The sequence below is a fragment of the Butyrivibrio sp. INlla21 genome, assembly GCF_900116875.1.
Lineage (GTDB): Bacteria > Bacillota > Clostridia > Lachnospirales > Lachnospiraceae > Butyrivibrio.
In genome coordinates this window covers 21,084-36,335 of the sequence record NZ_FPCC01000018.1, presented here as the reverse complement: position 1 = coordinate 36,335, position 15,252 = coordinate 21,084, and the positions used below count along the sequence as shown (strand labels likewise).

The window sequence follows — 15,252 nt, the reverse complement described above, 5'->3', positions numbered from 1 at the left end:
AATGTCACAACCTTTTATAAAAACGGTACCATGTATACCGGGATATAACTAATACCATTTTCCCTCTTATAATCTTTCGTATGAACAACGTATTTTTCGCATATACGACTCCTGAATTTATCACAAAACACATCCAACGACTTATGTCCTCTGTAATTTCCCGACTTCACCTCTATAGGACAAATCTTGTTTCCCGCCGAAGTCAGAAAATCTATCTCATACAAATGATTTGATGAATCACTTTCCATCGTGTAATAGAACAGATTATTACCTTTGGCAACAAGCATCTGGGCAACGACATTTTCATAGACATAGCCCAAATTGGCTTCAAGTTTATCGGAAAGCAACTTATTATAAATTGTATTCTCTGTATAATTCTTATCCCTGAACGCAAGCGTCACAAACAAACCTACATCGGAAGTAAACAATTTATATCTGCCTGCGTCCTTCTCTAACGCCATACCAACTCCGGGATTATTTGCGTGATATGCTATATTGACCGTGTAAGAAGAAAGCATATCCGGCAACAGATCACGTACCTGTCCGGAACGTGTGCCTTCTCTCGCGCTTGATAATACATACCTCGAAGCATTGCCGCTTAAGTTTGCGGGTATCGCATCATATATGTCCCCCGCCAGACCGGAAGGATCGATTTTTGTAAAATCTTCTTCGTAAAGATCTACTATGTCTCTTTTGATCTCATCTACCGCCTGCAGATTATTCTGTTCTAAATATGTTTCTATGGCCTGAGGCATTCCTCCGATCAGCATATATAATCTAAATGTCCGCATGAGACTCCTGTGAATAGAATTCCCCGCAGGTCTCTTTTTTTCCATAAGCATTTTGATCGTCCCGGTAGAAACCTCATCACCGATTGCCCACAAAAATTCCTCAAAATCCATCGGATACATAGATATTTTATGTTCTTCGCTTGGGATCAGAATATCCTTCGTATTCTTCCTGATTGATATAAGTGACCCTGTCTCAATGTATTTATATCTGCCATCGGCTACGAGATACTTTATTGCCTGCCTTGCCTTGGGAAACAACTGGACTTCATCAAAAATGATCACAGATTCTTTCTCAAATAATCTTGTTCCGGTCAATTGCTGCAACTGTAAAAAGAAGAAATCCAGATCATAAGTATCATCAAATAAGTCCTTGATTGCCTTGCTGGTATGGGCAAAATCAATCATGATGTATGATTTAAACTCTTTTTTAGCAAATTCTTCCGCTATAGTCGATTTACCGACTCGTCTCGCTCCCTTAATCAGCAATGCGTACTTATCACTTCGATTTTCCTTCCATTCAAGAATCTCGCTATAGATTTTCCTTCTAAATACCGGTTTTTCCATACATCAATCCGTCCTTTCAAACCGAGTATAACGCAAATCCCCATTCGTGTAAATGCATTTTTAACGCAAATCCCCATTCATTTATTTTGGATTTTTACTCAAATCCCCGTTCAGTTGACTACAATCCCTATAATATATTCTCCGGCTTAGTCTTTCTGCCGGTCCATAGGGTTCAGCATCACCTTTTTGCACTTACCAGAGCTCTCATCTGTATCAGCATGATCACGCTTACCATAGTATTTTTCTGATTTGTTTTAGAGTAAATCGTGAGGTAATCATATGGCGTATAGAAAAGGCAATAACACTTGGTGCGCTGCCAAGACCCATGAACTTGTTCAGCAGCTTGTTAATCCTTCTGAAATACCCTATCTACGATAATTACTAGGGCTTCCTTGCGAAGCTTGTAGCCTGCTTTGGCTTCCCTGACTAGGTTTTTAAAACTGTAATAAGCCATGGAATACTGATCTGCTCCTTCCAGATAAGTTGCATAATGATTTTCATTGCCTGTAAGGTATTTCTCCAGGTCGGGGCCCTCTTTTCTCTTCTTTGCCATACAGAGCCTCCTTCTTTGATTTTTGCTATCACAAGATTTTTGCTACAAAAAAAGCACTCATAACCAGTGTTACCTGGCTATAAGTGCCTATTTCATAACTTTAAGGAGCTGTTCCTTTAAGTCAAACTAATTTTTCAGTTTATAAGTACGTGCATCAGAGGTCATCAATTTATTAGCAAATTGGCATCAGCTCTCATCAATTGGCATCTTCCGTTTTGACTTTGAGGTCAGTGCGTATCGATGCATCCTTGTGCGTCTGCTGTTGCCGGCTGTCGACGCGTGTCGTCCTAGTCCTGTCCTTTCTGACTTTTCAGAGTCGGGATTTTTTCGACCGCTTAAGCATTTGGAAGCATTTGAGAACATATACGAGCATCTATCTTCATAACTGAACTTTTTGGGTTACGCATTTGAGAACATTTACGTTCATTTGACTTCCCCACAGATTTGTCAGCTGTTTGTCAAAGGCTATATCAGTCACGATATTTCGTACTTGTTTCAGCGTATACTTTCCGTAGACTTTTGCGCTTTTCCTTTGACTAATTATGCTCGTTTGTCAGAATGTTGTTTTGTCAATTTTGGTTTGTCAGAAAAATTCTTTTCGGAGTACCATTTTAGAAAACGCCATTAAGCTTTGCTGCAAGCTTATTGATTGATTCTTTGTTTCTCCGATCTGACGAATCAGCATAGATTTCATATGTAGTAGAAATCTGTCTGTGTCCCATCACTGCCTGGATCACTTTTGGATTGTCTTCCACCTCACAGAGCCTTGTAGCAAATGTACGTCTCAGATAGTGGCATGTGAAATGCGGAAGTATTATCGGTTCCCTATCTTCCCTAACAGCGTCAATCTCTTCCTCATGATTGTAATCATTGTAGATTCTCTTAATTGCTTTATTAACTGAGGCAGCGCTCATTACTGAGCCATACTTGTTTTGGAAAATGAATCCCGAATATCCGTCTACTACAGTCTGATTGTACCCCTTGCCTGCAAGTTGGTTTTCCTTTTCAAATTGGAATGCTTCTTTAACAGCATCCATCATAGGGATTACTCTGCAGCCTGCTTTGGTCTTAGGTGTTGAGATCCTTAGCTTTGATGTGCGTGAACCCTTCTGAGGGTAGTACGACAGTGTATGATTAACATCTATCCATCCCTCTTTCAGATCGATGTCCTGCCAACGAAGGCCAGTGCATTCTCCAATTCGCATTCCCGTTCCAAGAAGTACAGTAAAAAGCGGCCACCAATGATAATACACCGGGCTCATAGCAACATATTCCATAAAGGCTTTTTGTTGCTCTGGAGTAAGTGCCTGCCTTTCCGTTTCCGTCTTAGGAAGTCTCTTTGCAAGTTCTCTCTTTGCTCCTTCGGTCGGGTTCTTTCTTATTATATCATCTCTTACAGCCAACTCGAATGTTGGATGCAACAATCCATCTACAGATTCAATAGTAGAAAATGAAAGATGCCTTTCCGAATGTAAAAAGGTGTAGAACTGCAACACATCGGAATACTTTACATCAACAAGTTTCTTTTTTCCGAAGTCATCTCTGACATAACGCTCGTAAGTATATTCATAGTTGCTCTGTGTCGAATCCTTCAGGTCTATTCTTGTTGAAATGTATCTGTCATATGTCGAATTGATGGTTGCAAGGCCTGCAGCATAGATATCAAGTCCATCCAGCTGATCCTTTTTTAATTTGTCCTCTTTCCGTCTAAGTTCTAACAGATTATCTGCATATATGTATTTCTTCCTGCCGATAGGATCAATGTAGATATACATATAACGCTTGTCTGATTTTCTCTGATGTTCTCCGCGGAAGAGGGTGTTACCTTTCAAGTCTTTTCTTGAATTTGCCATTCTTCCTCCATAACTACCGTTTTTTCGCGGTTCGTAAATACTCCTCTACAAGTTCCGGATCCACAAAAACAAGCGTCTTACTATGTGGATAATAAGCTCCGCAGGCTTCTGCCAACTTTTTCATAGTTGCTCTGCCGACCTTAAAATACTCCGAAGCTTCTTTGAGTCGCATCAGTCTTGTTGCCTTTGCTTTAGTCTCTTTTACTGTAGCAATGTCATTGCCCATTTGATTCCTTTCTGCAAAGTTAAAGACGTTTTATGAAATTAGACTTGGCTGTAATTCATGAAAAGTACTTCAGCACAATATTATTATGACTCTATTCGAGCGCTGTAGCAAGAACTAATCTGAATCTGCCAAGTCTTATTCATACGTTACCGATTCTTATGTGACAAAATAAATTCTTCCAATATTGGATAATCAATATACACTGTAGCCCTGTTTATATAGTGGTACCTGGCTCCGTAGAACCAGGTATAATAGCTGCTTTTCTATATTTTAGAACACTATATAAGCCCTCTATATAAATATGGAAGAAATGTCATGTCATATTAAAGAAGGCTTTTTGTCCGACAATATGTAGGCAAAGACTATTCAAAGGATTCTACGGCAATCATATTTCTTCATACCGGATTCCAAGAATCCCTCCTGAACAATCGTTAAGGTCGTATCCTGTGATGTCGTCACGCCAGGCATATTTTCCCCTTATAACACAGTTATAACATTTGAAAAGTCCTATAAATATGCCAGCACTCATGCAACAGGCTACATCAGGGATAAATATGCATTGCTTATATGGTCTTTCCTTATGTAAAATGAAAATGGAATTTATTTCTGAATATGGAGATGACGATGAATAGCAGATTTGATGAACTAAACCCTATGAATTATGAAAACAATATCGAAAGATTTCCAGATACTTACGTAGATTATTTTGACACACGAAAAAGAAAAGTCCGCTGCATATCTGAAGGTACCGACGAGGTGGTTTACCTTATCAGGAACAGCCAGAACTTCTCTACAAATACCCATATCTTCATCCATATTGTTCCGAACATATTCAGCCCTCTCTTTCTTCCAAAACTTTTTTCTCACGATTACCATTTGTTTGATACATTCCTGCAGGCTGGTGGAATCTCTCAAGATACTCATCAAAGATGTCTCTGTTGATCAGAACGGTTCCTTCTCTCCTGTAAATCGCTCCTGCCTGGTCTGCCATCTCAAGAATTTTCTTATGTTCAAGGCTGTAAACAATTTCTGCATCCCTATATCTGAGCCATTTTTTCCTCAAGGTACGCATCACTACTTTTTCCTGGACTATAACTTCCCGGTTAAATGGACTGTTTTTCTCATTCTCATTTTCAAGTTCGCCAACGTAATCACGGTTATCATCAAAATACGGTCTGTCTTCTTTTTTTCTTTTCATGTATGATGTCCTCCTTATTTTTTATGTGCTGAAGAACCATCCATGAATTAGCCAACAAAAAAGAGCTACTTTTTAGAATTTTGTTTTCTAAAAAGTAGCTCTTATAACCTTTTGTAAAGTTATCGAAAAAAAGTTTTCTGTTTTTAATGGTGCGCCTCTGAGCGCATCTACAAACCTCTAAATTCATCTCCCGTTTGTCAGGAGTTTGTCAAAATGACATTCCTTATCTCAAAAGCCCTCATGGATACTGGGCTTATCACTTCATGGACTTAAGTGTCGGGAAGAGTATTTGACTTACGGTACTATCGGGTAAACCTCAGTATTATCAAGTATTCCCGTAATTTCCTTTGAAGTATTATTGAGTGCTATGCAGTAGGCAAAAAACGGAATTTGCTGTACCTTTGCTGTACTTCCGATTTCTTGCTGTACTTTGCAGGAAAGAAGCATAGATCTCTTTTCTAAAAGATGTCTAAATTCGCTGACAAATTGTCCAATGCTTCCTTCTTCTTTGCCTCTGACACTTCAGCATAGATATCCATTGTGGTCTCAATGCTCTTGTGTCCCATTACCGACTGAATTACCTTTACGTTCGTTTCATTCTCGCAGAAGCGTGTACAAAACGTGTGCCTCAGATGATGACAGGAAAAGTGCGGAATGATTACAGGCTCCCTGTTCTCATTCTTCGCCTTCACGATCTCTTCAGCGTTATGGGCTTCGTAGATCCTCTTGATAGCCCTGTTCACCGCCTGAGGATTATGGATCGTTCCGAAACGATTGGTGAAGATGAATCCCGTCATCCCATCGACCACTGCCTCTGAAAAGCCTTCTTCCATCTGGCGATCGTACTCTCCCTTCAATGCATCATATACCTGCTGCATCATCGGAAGAAGCCTGATACCTGCCTCAGTCTTCGGAAGCGATACCCTGAACTCACACTTGTAGGTATCGTCGCGCCTCGGATAATAAGACATTGCGTGGTTCACGCTGATGATCCTCTTTTCGAGATCCACATCCTCCCAGCGAAGTCCTACCACCTCACCAATCCTGCAACCCGTTCCCAAAAGTACCGTGAAGAACGGAAGCCATCCTACGAATACCGGGCTCTGTGCAATGTAGCCCATGAAAGCCCTCTGCTGTTCCAAGGTAAGAGCATGCCTGATGCCCTTCTTGTTTCCGGTCTTCTTCCTAAGTTCAGCCATCACCCTGTCTGACGGATTCGTTCTGATGATACCGTCACGGACTGCAAGCTGAAACGTAGGATGCAGGATAGTGTGGATCGTGTCGATAGTGTTGATCTGAAGCCCTCTCTTCTCCAAGAGATCATGATAGAACTGAAGCACGTCAGAATACTTGATATCACCGATTTTCTTTTTCCCGAATCCATCTCTAACGTAATGATCATACATATAGGTGTAATTCGAGTAAGTGGTTGATCTCAGCTCTGACTTGGTGGAAATGTAGCGGTCATAAAGGAAATTCAAATCCGCGCTTCCTGCCACATACACATCCAGACCATCCAACTGGTCTTTTACCAGCTTCTTCTCTCTTTCCCTGAGCTTGGCCAGATCCTTCGAGTAGATGTAACGCCTCTCACCATTCGGATCCGTGTAACCATACACATACTTACCGTCGCTCGCCCTCTGGAATTCACCCTTTCTAAGCGCTCTGCCTTTGTTATCTTTTCTTGCTGCCATTTTGCATTCTCCTTTCTAATGAAAGAAAAGAGATCTGCACTTATTTCCGGGGCTCCTTCTCGTAAAGCAATTCGATGCCGTCTTTTAAAGCTTCGGTCATGGTTTTGTTGATTGCTTCAGCGTAAGCCTTCAGCCTCTGGTATTCCCTCTCAGTGAAACGAACCGATACCTTATGAACCATCGGCTCTTCCAATGGTGGTCTTCCCATCTTAGCCATCTGCTGCGCCTCCTCTCTCAACGTACCTCTATTTTACTTATTGCCCGTCAATAAGTCAAGCCCTATTTTGAAAAAGTGCAAATCAATTTTCGGGATCAATCTGATAAGCGGAATGTCTCCAGGTACTGCTCGAATATGTCGCAGTTCACCAGTACCAGCTTGTTCAGCTTGTAGACGGCACCGGCATCCTTTGCCATATCCTCGAACTTGGATTGACACATGGAATACATCTCTGCACCTTCCTTGTATCTGACAAAACGCTTCCGATCGACTTTCTTAGGTATTTTTCTATCCATAGTAGTTAGCCTCCTTCAAATTATTTGAAGCTCTCTGCTTCTACTACTATGGAAAAAAGTTAACCCCCTGTTTACTCGATAACAGCTTGCTCTACGGGATAATACTGAAAAAAGCGGCTGACAGAGATAAATCCCCATCAGCCGCTCTTCTTAAACTCTTTTCACATAATCCAAGCTTATCCACCCGGCTCCGCTCTTCAGCCTTCCCCATCCAGCCTTGGAGCCTTTACCGGACTTCACCTCAACGATAGTATATGTTCCAACCGGGATATACTTTATCCTATCAAAATCCGTACTGGCACCTTTACGGATATTGAGATCTGTCGCCCTCACTCTCACAAGGAACGGACAATCTTCGTTACTCATCCCACCGGATGACGGATCACTGCTGCCACCAGCGTATTTCTTATAATACCCCTCACCGTACTCAGCTCTCTTCACCTGCACCGCATTGCTCTGATCCGCCGGCCTCTCATACCAAAGCAGCACCGCATCGGAAGCCTCTCTGACATTCTCAGCATTCGAATACGGAACACCAATTTGTGTAGAGTGCAGCGGTGGAAAGTTGATTATCACCAAGGCTGACGAGATCGAGGCGACATTCACGGAGATCGGAACGGAACCGGTAATGTGCGTGGCTGAAGGCGCTACAGAGTACGGAAGGAGGGATGCGTAATGGGAAAGATCATCATGTGCGGTTCATTTAAGGGCGGTGTTGGGAAATCCGTTACCACCTTCAATCTGGCTTACTCTCTGGCTGAGATCGGGAAGAAGGTGCTTGCAGTGGACTTTGACAGCCAGGCTAATCTTACCACCTGTTTCGGGGTGGAGGATGTCGAGGCTCTTCCGGTAACTATCGGTCATCTGATGATGGCTGAGATTGAGGAAGAAGCCCTGCCTGAGACAGTCGATTACATTCATAGCAGGAACGGTGTGGATTTTATCCCGTCTTCGATGGTTCTTTCGGCGGTAGACAGCAAGCTGAGACTGGAAATGGGAGCTGAAGGGATGCTTTCCACCACGGGATGCGGATGAGAAGTATATCCTGCTTCCGTTCTTTTGGGTACCGGAAGAGACGATACCTCAGAGGGTAAAGCAGGCTTCCGTTCCTTATGATGTATGGGAGGGGCAGGGATACCTGCTTTCGACAGAGGGCAACGTGATCCACTATGACTTCATCGAGCATTTTATAAATGAGCTTGCTGAGAAGTACCACATTTTTTTCTTAGGCGGGACGGCTTCAGGCAAGTATGTGACCGAGAGATCCGCGATGCAGATGACAGCGGTGTACTGTTGCGTGAGGATATCTTGGTGGAACGATGCGGAATCAGGACTGAGAGCGAATAACCTTCAGAACAGTTTTGAAAAGAAGCTGGGTATGGATGATGAGGCATACACGCTTGCGGTCGATATGGGAGCGTATGGCAATTTCATCAGAGACGGTGCCGGATATGGCCTGGCTCAGTGGACTTTTTGGAGCAGGAAGCAGGGGATTTTTGAATTTGCTAAGTCCAGGGGAAAAAGCATCGGGGATCTTCAGATGCAGCTAGATTTCCTTTGGAAGGAACTGATGATGAGTTATCAGGCGGTGCTGACTGTGCTTCAGAATCCAAGTTCTTTGAGCCACTGTCCTTTGAGCATAATCGTCGGAGTGCTCTTGTAGCGATAGCCCGACTGCTCGTAAACCTTCATATTCCTGATCTTCTTAAATGCCATGTTCGTTGCCTCCTTGTTCATTGTATCCTTGAAGCTTTGTGTGCATCGTTGCCTTGCTGAAGGTTCCCGGACATTCGCCAAAACGAAAAGAGCCACTCTTCCAAGATTTCTCTTAGAAAAGTGGCTCTCAATAAGCGCAACTTCTATTTTTCTTTCCTGCTGCTTCGTACTGCTTTTCGTCCTTTCCCGTATTATTCAGTGTTATCGGGTATTATAGGAGCGAAATTTGCTGTACTCTTGCTGTACTTTTTTATCTCAAGGGCTCGGAAGCCTTGATTTTACTGCATTTCTCAGCTCAACGACTTCAAGGTCGGGAACTCCAATACATCTCTAATTCTCCATTTATTTAACGAAGACATGATTAAGATATCTATTCCATATCCTATCACGCCTGACTGTGGCATTTACATTTACAACGCCAAATAGTCTTCTTTTCCCGATAAGATAAGCGTTGTTAATTTACATCGGTTTCTTTTAACTTTCTGCGCAACTCTTCGATTTCTGCCATGACCGATTCTTTAGTTGGGAAAGAATAGTAGGTTGGCCAACCGAAATCCCTACTGGTTATCCTTGTTCCATCATCATAAAGCTTGTTTCTGGCAGCTTGCATATTATCAAGCCATCTAAGCGATAATAGATCAAATCCTGATTTCGTCCATTTTATAAGTCCGTCTAGATAGTCCCAGCTTTCGGATGGCTCAAGTCTTCTTTCGATTATACCCTTAATGAATTTAGGATCGTATTTCATATCGCCAATCCCCGATATATCTATAGTGTTTTCTTCTATCTCATTATCGCTAAAAAGAACCGCCTTACTCCTGTTATCTCCACGAACGTCTTCAAGCCCGTCCATTTCATTTTTCAATGATTCACCTTCATCATATGACGCTTCTATCTCACTAGGGTTTACGACACTAATATCGATTCTGTCAGCATGTTCTTTATTATCCCCTTCCGGTTTAGCCACTTTCACTCTTACTACCGGATCCTCAAGATCAAATGACAAGTATTTTTGACCTTCCACTACGATAACTTCACCATATACCTTGTATTTATTAGCGGTATCCCATTTCATACAACGATATACAGCATTCGCAAGTGCCGACGCAGCACATCTTTTCATTTTAATTAAACCATTTTTGTTCATGCACCATATTAGCTTGGTAAAACCGACAGATTCATCCGCAGCTTTTCGCAAGAGCATTTTTCCATATATCGGATTATAAAGGACCTCTACCTCATACGATATGTCCGGAACTCCCAGCTTTTCCAGACATGTTTTATTACAGATAAATCCATTCCTGTCAAATGTAAGCACCGGTTTACTTCCTGTATAAAAAAAGCGTGCACTTACCGGAGAATACATTGATACCGTAGCATCGACTTTAACGCTTACCATCGCTCTTAGTTCATCCAACTCATCACAGTAATCACCGTTATCTGATTCTATAATCTCACATTCTTCATCCGTCATGCCCTGCTCTGAATTAAATTCTTCATCTGACACCACATATAGATGCTCAATTTCTTTTTCAGTTTCCTGCATAGCCGATTTTTCTGATTCAACCATACCTGATAGCACATAATCTGGATATATGGACTCTTTTCCCTGATAAACGTCATACGCCTTAAGAGATGCACGCATATAATCGGTAGCTTCAAATCCCTGCCATCCCGGAACTACAAGCACGTAACCTTTAAGCACCCCTGTCATATAAGTTTTAAGGACCTGCGGTCCATTCCTCCAGCCATTCTTATTGGCATTCTTGAGTTTATATGCCAAGTAAAAATCATCTCTGGATATTATCGCAGGATGTTGGTCAATACCATAGTACTGCGTAACGTTTCTTATATTTTTTCTGGAAGTATGCTCCTGACAATCAACAGTATATGTTTTCTGCGCAAGAACATCTCCACATTTCTTCTCATTATCAAATACTCTCAGCACGCTATCTGTGTTCCAGTTCATCAACCCTTCTTTTACAGTGCCGTTAAGGCATATATGCGTGTGTTTCTTCCGCCTTAATTCAATCAATGTTTGTGCTATTTCCTCCGGGCCAAACCCGGCCAGGTACATATCATAAATAAGCCTGACAGTCTTTGCTTCCTCTTCATCAATGTCAATCCTGTTAACACCGGTTCTTCTGTATCCCAGAGATGCCGGCACTGTAAAAGAGCCATCTTCGTAGCGTTGCCTGTAGGACGCAGTAATGGCTTCTGATTTTTTCTGACTTTCTTCCTCTGCGACAATTGCAAGAACATCTATAATAAGACGCATTGTAGGATTGAAAGTATCCATCTTTTCAGTTTCAAAATAAATCGCGACAGGCTTATCCAGTTTTCTAAGTTCTCTGGTTATACGAACACTGTCCCCAAGATTTCTGCATAGCCTCGATATACTCTTGGTTATTATAAGATCAAACTTACCCGCTCTTGCATCCTCCTCCATCATCTGAAGACCAACACGATTTTTTGTAGTTGTTGCAGACTTTCCCTCGTCAGAATACAAGGCCACCAATTTCCAATTCGGGTTGGATCTGACATAGTTGATATAATATTTCTTTTGAAGATTAAAAGAAACCGCCTGACTTACACTGTCTGTCGAGACCCTGCAGTAGACCGCCACCCTAAGCTTTCTGTCTTTAAAATCAACTTTTGGTCTTTCAATCGGCAATATTTTCTTTATCTTGGACTTATCCTTTCCGTTCCATACACGTCTCTTTACATCCTCTTTTGTTTCGTATACTGCCATATTTTACTCCTCCCCACCGGTATCTTCTATCCTTATCTTAGCTTTAACCTTATGTTCAGCCGGAGGCGGGCCAAAAGTATATTGTCCCCAATCATCCGGATACAATATATACTGTGTAACAGGACCGGGATCCTTTCCATCGCCCTTTGCCTTCTGTCGCCGTTCCTTTTCCTCAGCCTTCTCGTTCTCTATATCCTTTAGTCTTTCAATTGTTTTTTCATCAAGTTCCGAATCGAATACTCCCATCTTAAGCCGTGATCTTGTCATAATCGGACTTGCCTCTGCTTCAGATAATTCAAAGAACCACATCTTCTCAGTCGGATCTGCCTCATTGACCCCGATATATCCGCTGATCTTATGCGAATACCCTCGATTCCAGTTCATCATCTTATATAACCTTGCAGAAAACTCCCTTCCCGTGATCTTCCTGCGAATTATCTTGCCATCTTTAATACGACACCACCTCTGAGCGTCAAGTTCATCCTCATTGCTCTTTCTGATTATCATAAGTTTTTGTTCTTTGACAATTATGATCTGGATATAATCAATACCTTCCCACTTGCGGATGCACTGCGTAGAAAATGAAACTCCGTCAGGGGTAAGTGTCGCTGCTTCATCATTAACCCTTGACATAAACTGTCGTCTGACTATCTCTCCATTTTCTATGTTAAGAATTCGCTCTCCGGCTTCATTGTATTTTCTCTCCTCTCTTCGCTTTACCCCCATCAGCTCCTCTGTTGTGGTATGAAAAATACTGGCCATCTTAAGCAATTTGTCGTATGTCGGTAGAGCTTCACCGGTCTCATATTTAGATATCAGTGTATCGTCAGCCCCAATCCTGTCTCCGAGCTGTTTCTGTGTCAGCCCGGCCTCTTCACGCTTTTCTTTTATCTTGTTTTGAAAAAATGCTCCCATGAACTAATCATAGCAACGAAAACTTGAATATAGTTCAAGTTTAAAAAAATCGCCACAGAAATATCAAAAAGATATTCTGTGACGATATATGTCTTTTCTCTTGGATTTTTTTAATAATGTATGTCCTTAAATGTTTGACATCAAAAATGCCCGCAATCCCAGTATTTATCAGCTGTTCAGCGATTTTAACGTGGGAAACAGCAGCACATCTCTTATACCTGCACTGTTAGTAAGCAACATGCAGAGACGGTCGATTCCGTATCCAATACCGCCTGTAGGGGGCATACCGATCTCGAGGGCATTGAGGAAGTCCTCGTCGGTGTGCTCAGCCTCTTCGTCGCCTGCTGCCGCGTTGGCATCCTGAGCGGCGAAACGCTCGCGCTGATCGATAGGATCGTTAAGCTCTGAATATGCGTTACACATCTCCCATGTGTTGATGAAGAGCTCGAAACGCTCAACCTTCTCGGGATCTGTGGGTTTCTTCTTGGTAAGAGGTGAGATAGCAAGAGGATGATCCATGATAAATGTAGGCTGGATCAGGTTCTTCTCGCAGAACTCCTCGAAGAAAAGATTGATGATATCGCCCTTCTTGTGACGATCTTCAAACTCAATGCCGCGCTCCTTAGCGATAGCCTTGGCCTCTTCGTCTGTCTTAACCGCATCGAAATCAACACCGGCATACTTCTTGATGGCGTCGTTCATTGTAAGACGCTCGAAAGGCTTGCCAAGGTCGATGATATTGTCGCCGTAAGGAATCTGAGTTGTACCGCAAACCTTCTCAGCAAGATAACGGAACATGGACTCTGTAAGCTCCATCATACCCTCATAGTCAGTATATGCCTGGTAGAGCTCCATAAGAGTGAACTCAGGGTTGTGTCTTGTGTCTGTACCCTCGTTTCTGAATACACGTCCGATCTCGAAGACTCTCTCCATTCCGCCTACAATAAGTCTCTTTAAATAAAGCTCAAGAGAGATACGAAGCTTTCTCTCCTCATCAAGTGCGTTGTAGTGTGTGAGGAAAGGTCTTGCAGCAGCGCCGCCCGCATTCTCAACGAGCATGGGAGTCTCAACTTCCATGAAATCTCTGTCAGCAAGGAAGTTACGGATCTCGCGAAGAATAGCGCTTCTCTTCTTGAATGTCTCCTTGACCTCTTCGTTCATAACAAGGTCAACATATCTCTGTCTGTAACGGATCTCTGTATCTGTAAGTCCGTGGAATTTCTCAGGGAGGGGCATAAGTGACTTAGCTAAAAGAACCAGCTCTTTTACATGAACTGAAATCTCACCGGTCTTGGTTCTGAAAGCAAATCCCTTAATACCGATGATGTCACCGATATCCATTTTCTTGAAATCAGCATAAGCCTCGTCTCCAAGGTCATTTCTTGACACATAGAGCTGCATGCGTCCGTCTCTGTCCTGAAGGTTGGCAAAAGAAGCCTTACCCATGACACGCTTACTCATCATACGTCCTGCAAGGCTTACAACCTTGTCTGCAGGAATGTCTGAAAGAGGTACTGTGATAGCCTTTCCGTCCTCATCAACGGGAGCAACGAATTCAAGAGCTTCAAAGTTGTCCCTGATCTGCTGTGTATGATGTGTCTGATCGTATTTTACAATCTGAAAAGGATCTCTTCCCTGCGCCTGAAGCTCAGCAAGCTTGTCTCTTCTTACCTGGCGAAGGCGTCCGACATCCTCCTGTGTGTTCTGGTTATTCTGCTGATTATTCTCTGCCACTTTACTTCCTCCGTATCATAATAGTCCGATATTATTTCTTAAAAAAAGCCAGCGAATACGTATAATCGCCGGCTCCAAAAATCACTGTTAAGATCACCAATTATTTGAGAGTCACGTATACACTCAAAAAGGTAAGTTACTTAGTTATCAGATCTCTCGATTCCGAGAACCTTATACTTAAGCACGCCTGCCTGTGTCTCTACAGATACAGTCTGTCCCTTCTTGGCACCAAGAAGAGCCTTACCTACAGGTGACTCGTTGGAAATCTTGCCCTTAAGGCTGTTCGCCTCAGATGAGCCTACAATCTTATATTCAAGGTCCTCGTTGAACTCAAGGTCGCGAATCTTAACCTTGCATCCGATGCTGATCTTGTTGAGGTCTACGTCCTCTTCTACAACAACTTCTGCGTTCTTAAGGATTTTCTCAAGAGCTTCGATTCTAGCCTCGATGTCTCTCTGCTCATCCTTGGCTGCATCGTACTCGGCGTTCTCTGAAAGGTCGCCCTGCTCTCTTGCCTCTTTAATCTTCTCTGCAACTTCCTTACGCTTGACTACCTTAAGCTCATGAAGCTCGTCCTCGTATTTCTTGAGTCCTTCGTAAGTTAAAATATTCTTCTTCTCTTCCATGTCGAATTCCTACCCCTTCAAATTTTTATAAGCTTCCTTCGCGGAGCATTTATTTGAATGTATTTAAAATAATAAAAACTTCTTTTTAACTTGGATATTATACAGTCTATTATTTTA

General features: G+C 42.4%; 15 protein-coding genes. 2 read left to right on the top strand and 13 right to left on the bottom strand.

Annotated features, from left to right (window positions below; genetic code table 11):
• Positions 1–14 precede the first annotated feature (14 nt).
• From BM377_RS10930 to BM377_RS10890, 9 genes are all read right to left on the bottom strand, one after another.
• Complete coding sequence (locus BM377_RS10930; protein ID WP_092248026.1) at positions 15–1,355, bottom strand: ATP-binding protein; 1,341 nt, start codon at positions 1,353–1,355, stop codon at positions 15–17.
• A 346-nt stretch (positions 1,356–1,701) separates the two neighbouring features.
• A complete protein-coding gene (locus BM377_RS10925; RefSeq protein ID WP_092248022.1) occupies positions 1,702–1,908 on the bottom strand; it encodes a DUF6462 family protein in 207 nt (68 codons plus the stop codon).
• A 611-nt stretch (positions 1,909–2,519) separates the two neighbouring features.
• The gene (locus BM377_RS10920) at positions 2,520–3,761 is read right to left on the bottom strand and encodes a site-specific integrase (RefSeq protein WP_092248019.1); all 1,242 of its coding nucleotides are present in this window, start codon (positions 3,759–3,761) and stop codon (positions 2,520–2,522) included.
• Positions 3,762–3,774: 13 nt separating this feature from the next.
• Positions 3,775–3,987, bottom strand: coding sequence for a DUF6462 family protein (locus BM377_RS10915; RefSeq protein WP_026495897.1), 213 nt, complete (start codon positions 3,985–3,987; stop codon positions 3,775–3,777).
• A gap of 832 nt (positions 3,988–4,819) precedes the next feature.
• Positions 4,820–5,185, bottom strand: a complete 366-nt coding sequence (locus BM377_RS10910; RefSeq protein WP_022766300.1) for a DUF6462 family protein — start codon at positions 5,183–5,185, stop codon at positions 4,820–4,822.
• A gap of 458 nt (positions 5,186–5,643) precedes the next feature.
• The gene (locus BM377_RS10905) at positions 5,644–6,879 is read right to left on the bottom strand and encodes a tyrosine-type recombinase/integrase (protein WP_092248016.1); all 1,236 of its coding nucleotides are present in this window, start codon (positions 6,877–6,879) and stop codon (positions 5,644–5,646) included.
• Positions 6,880–6,919: 40 nt separating this feature from the next.
• Complete coding sequence (locus tag BM377_RS10900) at positions 6,920–7,096, bottom strand: hypothetical protein (protein WP_035650251.1); 177 nt, start codon at positions 7,094–7,096, stop codon at positions 6,920–6,922.
• A gap of 95 nt (positions 7,097–7,191) precedes the next feature.
• The gene (locus tag BM377_RS10895; protein ID WP_242948156.1) at positions 7,192–7,392 is read right to left on the bottom strand and encodes a DUF6462 family protein; all 201 of its coding nucleotides are present in this window, start codon (positions 7,390–7,392) and stop codon (positions 7,192–7,194) included.
• Between the two features lie 150 nt (positions 7,393–7,542).
• Positions 7,543–7,833: an SH3 domain-containing protein gene (locus tag BM377_RS10890; protein WP_330392983.1), complete on the bottom strand. Its 291-nt coding sequence runs from the start codon at positions 7,831–7,833 to the stop codon at positions 7,543–7,545.
• A 234-nt stretch (positions 7,834–8,067) separates the two neighbouring features.
• Here BM377_RS10890 and BM377_RS10885 point away from each other — a divergent pair, with 234 nt between their 5' ends.
• Positions 8,068–8,427 carry a ParA family protein gene (locus tag BM377_RS10885; protein WP_092248013.1) on the top strand — a complete coding sequence of 120 codons (360 nt, stop codon included), beginning with the start codon at positions 8,068–8,070 and terminating at the stop codon, positions 8,425–8,427.
• 124 nt (positions 8,428–8,551) lie between these two features.
• Positions 8,552–9,055, top strand: a complete 504-nt coding sequence (locus tag BM377_RS16695; RefSeq protein WP_330392981.1) for a phage tail tip lysozyme — start codon at positions 8,552–8,554, stop codon at positions 9,053–9,055.
• Positions 9,056–9,562: 507 nt separating this feature from the next.
• Here BM377_RS16695 and BM377_RS10875 read toward each other — a convergent pair.
• From BM377_RS10875 to greA, 4 genes are all read right to left on the bottom strand, one after another.
• Positions 9,563–11,860 carry a recombinase family protein gene (locus BM377_RS10875; RefSeq protein WP_092248010.1) on the bottom strand — a complete coding sequence of 766 codons (2,298 nt, stop codon included), beginning with the start codon at positions 11,858–11,860 and terminating at the stop codon, positions 9,563–9,565.
• A 3-nt stretch (positions 11,861–11,863) separates the two neighbouring features.
• Positions 11,864–12,775: a helix-turn-helix transcriptional regulator gene (locus BM377_RS10870; RefSeq protein ID WP_092248007.1), complete on the bottom strand. Its 912-nt coding sequence runs from the start codon at positions 12,773–12,775 to the stop codon at positions 11,864–11,866.
• Positions 12,776–12,943: 168 nt separating this feature from the next.
• Positions 12,944–14,509 (bottom strand): lysine--tRNA ligase, encoded by a 1,566-nt coding sequence (gene lysS / locus BM377_RS10865; protein ID WP_092248004.1) that lies wholly within the window; start codon positions 14,507–14,509, stop codon positions 12,944–12,946.
• 140 nt (positions 14,510–14,649) lie between these two features.
• The gene (greA, locus tag BM377_RS10860) at positions 14,650–15,135 is read right to left on the bottom strand and encodes a transcription elongation factor GreA (RefSeq protein ID WP_092248001.1); all 486 of its coding nucleotides are present in this window, start codon (positions 15,133–15,135) and stop codon (positions 14,650–14,652) included.
• Between the last annotated feature and the right edge of the window lie 117 nt (positions 15,136–15,252).

Bases quoted from the DNA above. Each gene is read 5' to 3' on its own strand.
- BM377_RS10920 (WP_092248019.1), bottom strand. From the start codon at position 3,761: ATGGCAAATTCAAGAAAAGACTTGAAAGGTAACACCCTCTTCCGCGGA.
- BM377_RS10885 (WP_092248013.1), top strand. From the start codon at position 8,068: ATGGGAAAGATCATCATGTGCGGTTCATTTAAGGGCGGTGTTGGGAAA.
- BM377_RS10915 (WP_026495897.1), bottom strand. From the start codon at position 3,987: ATGGGCAATGACATTGCTACAGTAAAAGAGACTAAAGCAAAGGCAACA.
- BM377_RS10925 (WP_092248022.1), bottom strand. From the start codon at position 1,908: ATGGCAAAGAAGAGAAAAGAGGGCCCCGACCTGGAGAAATACCTTACA.
- greA (WP_092248001.1), bottom strand. From the start codon at position 15,135: ATGGAAGAGAAGAAGAATATTTTAACTTACGAAGGACTCAAGAAATAC.
- BM377_RS10930 (WP_092248026.1), bottom strand. From the start codon at position 1,355: ATGGAAAAACCGGTATTTAGAAGGAAAATCTATAGCGAGATTCTTGAA.
- BM377_RS10895 (WP_242948156.1), bottom strand. From the start codon at position 7,392: ATGGATAGAAAAATACCTAAGAAAGTCGATCGGAAGCGTTTTGTCAGA.
- BM377_RS10900 (WP_035650251.1), bottom strand. From the start codon at position 7,096: ATGGCTAAGATGGGAAGACCACCATTGGAAGAGCCGATGGTTCATAAG.
- BM377_RS10875 (WP_092248010.1), bottom strand. From the start codon at position 11,860: ATGGCAGTATACGAAACAAAAGAGGATGTAAAGAGACGTGTATGGAAC.
- BM377_RS10910 (WP_022766300.1), bottom strand. From the start codon at position 5,185: ATGAAAAGAAAAAAAGAAGACAGACCGTATTTTGATGATAACCGTGAT.
- BM377_RS10905 (WP_092248016.1), bottom strand. From the start codon at position 6,879: ATGGCAGCAAGAAAAGATAACAAAGGCAGAGCGCTTAGAAAGGGTGAA.
- BM377_RS10870 (WP_092248007.1), bottom strand. From the start codon at position 12,775: ATGGGAGCATTTTTTCAAAACAAGATAAAAGAAAAGCGTGAAGAGGCC.